We start from the raw sequence: 4,705 nt of genomic DNA on the forward strand, positions 1-4,705 counted from the left end.
CAAGTTTGCTGTACAGCAAAGAAGCCTTGCTGCATGCGAATCTGACCTTGACCGTGACAGGTCTGACAAGTGACGATATCTGAGGCATCTTTTGCGCCTTTACCATCACAGGTATTACAAGGCGCAGGCGCGGTAAAGCTAATCTCTTTTTTGCAGCCCCGTACCGCTTCTTCTAAAGTGAGCTCGATAACGTAGCGAAGATCAGAGCCACGACGGGCGCGACCACCGCCGCCGCGCGACTGACCAAAGATATCGCCAAAATTACCAAAGATATCGCCAAAGATGTCTTGGAAGTTACCACCGCCTGCGCCGCCAAAGCCGCCACCGCCCATGCCGTTCTCGAACGCCGCGTGCCCCATACGATCATAAGCGGAGCGCTTGTCGGCATCGCTCAATACTTCATAAGCCATCGAAGCTTCTTTGAATTTTTCTTCAGCATCAGGGTCATCAGAGTTGCGGTCGGGATGATATTTCATCGCCAATTTACGGTAGGCTCGTTTTACTTCTTTATTGTCTGCTGTTTTGCTAACGCCTAATATCTCATAAAAATCGCGCTTACTCATGGGCTCTCCTATCGTCATGACAGTATGGGCTTACAGGTTATCTACGACTCTCACCTTTTAATATCTTGACGATATTCATCGTTATAAAATATATAAGTTTCACATGAAACCTACATTCTACAAGGTAAAAAAGGAGTCGATAAACACCTATAGCGGATACTGCGTAACCAAATCAGTTATTAAAAGTTTGCGCTGTTTATGGAGATGATAGGCTTATTTATCAAGCTGGCAGTCGATAGATTTTTTATTGATGCCATATCCTCTTGTGGCATGCTAATATTTATCGCCCTATTTATTTTTAGATGCTCAAGCAGGTCACACCCTTATGAAAAAGCTGACTACCCTTTTATTGCTACTTATCGTCATTGCTATCGCTGTGTATGCAGGCTCGCCCTACTATAGCGCCTATCAGCTCAAAAACGCTTATGACACCAAAGATGGTGCGACTATCGCAGCTGCCATCGATTATGAGCAGCTGCGACCGAGTATTCAGACGCAGCTGACCGATGATTTTGCAGTGACGATGAGTGAGTACCCACTGGTCGCAGAATTGGGCGGCAATGCACTCAGCCAAGCAGCGGATAACTTTATCGCTCAAGCCGTAGATATCGCGGTCACCCCGCAAAACGTTGAGAGGCTCATTGACACTCAGGGCCAAGCTAATACCGCGACCAAACAGCTGGCGGCGGCTTGGGCCATCGCTAGTAATCAGGTTGATTTGCGCGGTCTGATTCAAGACCTTATTATTCAGCGCGGTGATATGAGTGCAGTGATTGCCAATCAGACGCAGCTGGTCATGGAAAAGCAAGCAAACGAGCTTGCTCAGCAAGACGCGCAAGCTGGTGATAAACCTGCATTAAATTACTGCGGTATCAACTGCTTTACGATTAGTGGTCAAGTCAAAGGCTATCCTATGACGATAGAGATGGCGCGTAACGGCCTTATTGAGTGGAAAATCGTTGATATTGTGCTTCCTTAATAAAATTATAAGACGCTATTGATGTGTCTTTTAGCCTATAAGTGAGTTTATAATGCATACTCAAACTATACTTAAAAAAACAGGCTCTGATTCTGATATTCAAGAATCGATGACTATATTAGATGGCGGAATGGGACGTGAGCTTGAGCGCCGCGGCGCGCCCTTTCGCCAGCCTGAATGGTCGGCACTAGCTTTGAGCGCTGATCCTGATAGTGTGCGTGATGTTCACTTAGACTACATTAAATCGGGCGCTAGCGTCATCACTACTAACAGCTATGCGGTCACGCCTTTTCACTTAGAAGAGCGGTTTTTTAGTGAAGGAGCGCAGCTCATAAGAGTTGCCGCGCAGCTTGCATTTGAAGCAGTACAGGCCAGCAAAAGTCTGGACACACTACAACTGGACCCCCTACAACCTGTACAAATTGCGGGCAGCTTACCGCCACTCTTTGGCTCTTATCGACCTGACTTGTTCGATCCTAAGCGCGCACCTATGATCGCGCGTCCGTTATTAGCTGAGCAAATAGACTATGTCGATATCTGGCTGGTAGAAACACAAAGCAGCATCCTTGAAGCGATCACTTGGCAGCACCTAATTACAGATTTTACAGCAACTCAAAGTAAGCACTCAGCCAAACCCATTTGGGTCGCATTTACGCTCGATGATAGCGCATTAGATATGGCTACTGACGACAATGAATCCGATAAGCATATAAATACCGCGAAGCTGCGCTCTGGCGAATCTGTGACTCAGGCTGTAGAGGCTATGCTCGCGCTCAGTGTCGACGCTATACTCTTTAACTGTAGCCAGCCTGAGGTTATGAATTTGGCATTACAAACAGCCAAAGCAGCTCTAAATAAAGCAACTGTAGATACAACAATTACAGACAAAGCCTGCAACATGCAGCTAGGCGTCTATGCCAACGCGTTTGCCTCAAAGCAGGTGCATAAACAAGCCAACGCACAATTGCGGCAAATACGCAAGGATACGACCCCTGAGAACTACTTGACGTGGGCCAAGCTCTGGCAAGCTTCTGGCGCTACTATCATCGGTGGTTGCTGCGGCATTGGGACTGCTCATATCACGCAGCTTGCGCAGCATTTAGCTGTCAAATAGCGATGTTCCAGAGTCAGTATCAAAATTCTACTCTACCCCCAAAAACGCCAAAAACTCAGGACTCTCAAAACTCGCTTGATATAAGACGCCATCTTCGCGATAAATTGCAGGGGTGGCTATCACTGCCAATCCCGCTGCCTTCTCACGGTTAGGCGTCACATAATCGGTGCTACAACCAGCAGGTGCTGGGGTCATCTGACCGTTTAGCATAGCGCTATCTAACGCTTGGCGGCGACTTGCCTCACCAGACTGACACCAAATACCGCGCATCTGCTCAGGTGACTGCTCATAGATAGGATAGCCAATCGTTTTCACGGTAACGCCCTTTTGATTTAGACTATCCATCTGCTTGTGTAGCCTACGGCAATAGGGACAATTGACATCCGTTGCAACATAAATAACGGCGCGATCAGTAGTCGTTGCCGGATAAGTAATCAGCTGCGACTCATCTAATTCGTTAAATACCGATAAGTTTTTGCGGGTTTCAAAGTTTTCATCAAGACCCGTGAATTGACCATTCTCTATCACCGATATCTCCCCATCTGTCACGTATTGCGCATCATCAGAGACCAAAAACGGTACGCCTTCTAACGTTGCACCCCAAATGACGCCAGGCACTGCTGTGTAATAGAACGGCGTTTTGGCGCTCATATTGGCAAGCGCACTCATATTGGCAAGGAGCGCTGACTTGACCGCACTGCTGATTGGCATACCGACTTGCGCAGCACTGCTACGCGTAGGCGTCTGGGTCACGACGCGCGGGCTTGGGTTTTTTTGCAAGTCGCCTTGGATGACGTATTTGGCGTCTGCGGTGATATGGAGTGGCGGTTGTCCAACCAGATCAACTTGATACATATTTGGCAAATTAGAAGGAGCGATCGATGTAATCTCAACCTTGATACCCGCCTCGCTTAACGTTTGACGGATATAGGCATCCACCGTTTGGCTCACTGAGCTGGCTTGAGTATTGCTTGACTGAGAGACGCTACTCATCATCGATGTGGCAGGTTCAGCGCAAGCACTTGTCGCTAATAAGAGAGCGCTAACGAGACTAATTGCTTTAAATAAAGGCGTGGTTTTGATTGTGGGTAGCAGCATAGCGATTGTCCTAACACAATGGAGTAGTTGCTAGAGTCGGTTGTAGTCAGAGACGCGATAACATTAGCAATTACTATACAAAAAAGTAGATTAAAAGATATCAGGACTTTAGCACATAAGTTAAATTCGGGAAGGGTTTGCCAGTTACTTTTGCAAATCGCTACCTGAGCTTAAGGGAGGCGCAATACAAATAGATAAAATGAGGTAAAAATCTTGTATGGTTGTAGGGTATGGTTAGAGAAGCGTAACCTGAAAGTCTTTGAAACAAAGTGCTGCTTTGTTAGACTTGCAAGGAAAGTTCTTTAAATAAAAATTTTAAAACGACTAGAAGGTGGGTTACGTTTTATTGAAATTCTTTATAACAATTCCATAAAACTAACCACACCCTACGTAAGATTAGTTAAATGACTTCTAAAACTTAGCCACTTCATCGGCAGTCAAGAAACGACTATCGCCGCGCTCTAACCCGTCTAAAGTGATATGACCGATACTTGCGCGGTGAAGCTCGGTGACGCGATTGCCAAAGTAGCCCATCATACGTTTGACCTGATGGTATTTACCTTGCTCCAAGGTCAGACGTGCATGCGTCTCATCGATAAACTCAAGGGTGGCAGGTTTAGTCGGCTCATAATCGCCTTCTAACAATATACCTTCACTCACCTTTTGAATAGCTTTAGCTTGTGCGTCCTCATCCATAGGATCAGCTAGGGTCAGCTCATACACCTTGGCATGCTCGTGCTTGGGACTCGTCACGCGGTGCAGCCAGCCGCCATCATCACTAATGAGTAGCGCGCCTGTGGTATCGACGTCCAAGCGCCCTGCAATACGCAAACTACCCAGCTCTGGTACGGCGATGAGTTCTGTGACGATAGGATATTCCTTGGCCTTTAGCGTACATTCAAAGCCTTCAGGCTTATGCAGCAAGATATAGCGATTGCCTGTCGCCACCGA

General features: G+C 47.0%; 5 protein-coding genes. 2 read left to right on the plus strand and 3 right to left on the minus strand.

All coding sequences use genetic code 11. The features are described 5' to 3' along the window. Positions 1-563 (minus strand): DnaJ domain-containing protein (locus ACTXGO_RS09880; RefSeq protein ID WP_443574269.1); only part of this gene is annotated, 563 nt, incomplete at its 3' end. Positions 564-888: 325 nt separating this feature from the next. Between ACTXGO_RS09880 and ACTXGO_RS09885 the strand changes: the two genes are divergently transcribed. Continuing rightward, on the plus strand, positions 889-1,542 hold the full coding sequence (locus ACTXGO_RS09885; protein WP_443541244.1) for a DUF2939 domain-containing protein: 654 nt from the start codon (positions 889-891) through the stop codon (positions 1,540-1,542). A 52-nt stretch (positions 1,543-1,594) separates the two neighbouring features. Beyond that, positions 1,595-2,656 carry a homocysteine S-methyltransferase family protein gene (locus ACTXGO_RS09890; protein ID WP_435949972.1) on the plus strand — a complete coding sequence of 354 codons (1,062 nt, stop codon included), beginning with the start codon at positions 1,595-1,597 and terminating at the stop codon, positions 2,654-2,656. Positions 2,657-2,683: 27 nt separating this feature from the next. Here the strand turns inward: ACTXGO_RS09890 and ACTXGO_RS09895 are convergent, their stop codons facing one another. Beyond that, positions 2,684-3,754: a disulfide isomerase DsbC N-terminal domain-containing protein gene (locus ACTXGO_RS09895; protein ID WP_443574271.1), complete on the minus strand. Its 1,071-nt coding sequence runs from the start codon at positions 3,752-3,754 to the stop codon at positions 2,684-2,686. Positions 3,755-4,165: 411 nt separating this feature from the next. Further along, the coding region (locus ACTXGO_RS09900) for a 16S rRNA pseudouridine(516) synthase (RefSeq protein WP_443574273.1) at positions 4,166-4,705 on the minus strand (540 nt) is incomplete at its 5' end.

The organism is Psychrobacter sp. T6-1, from assembly GCF_052258445.1.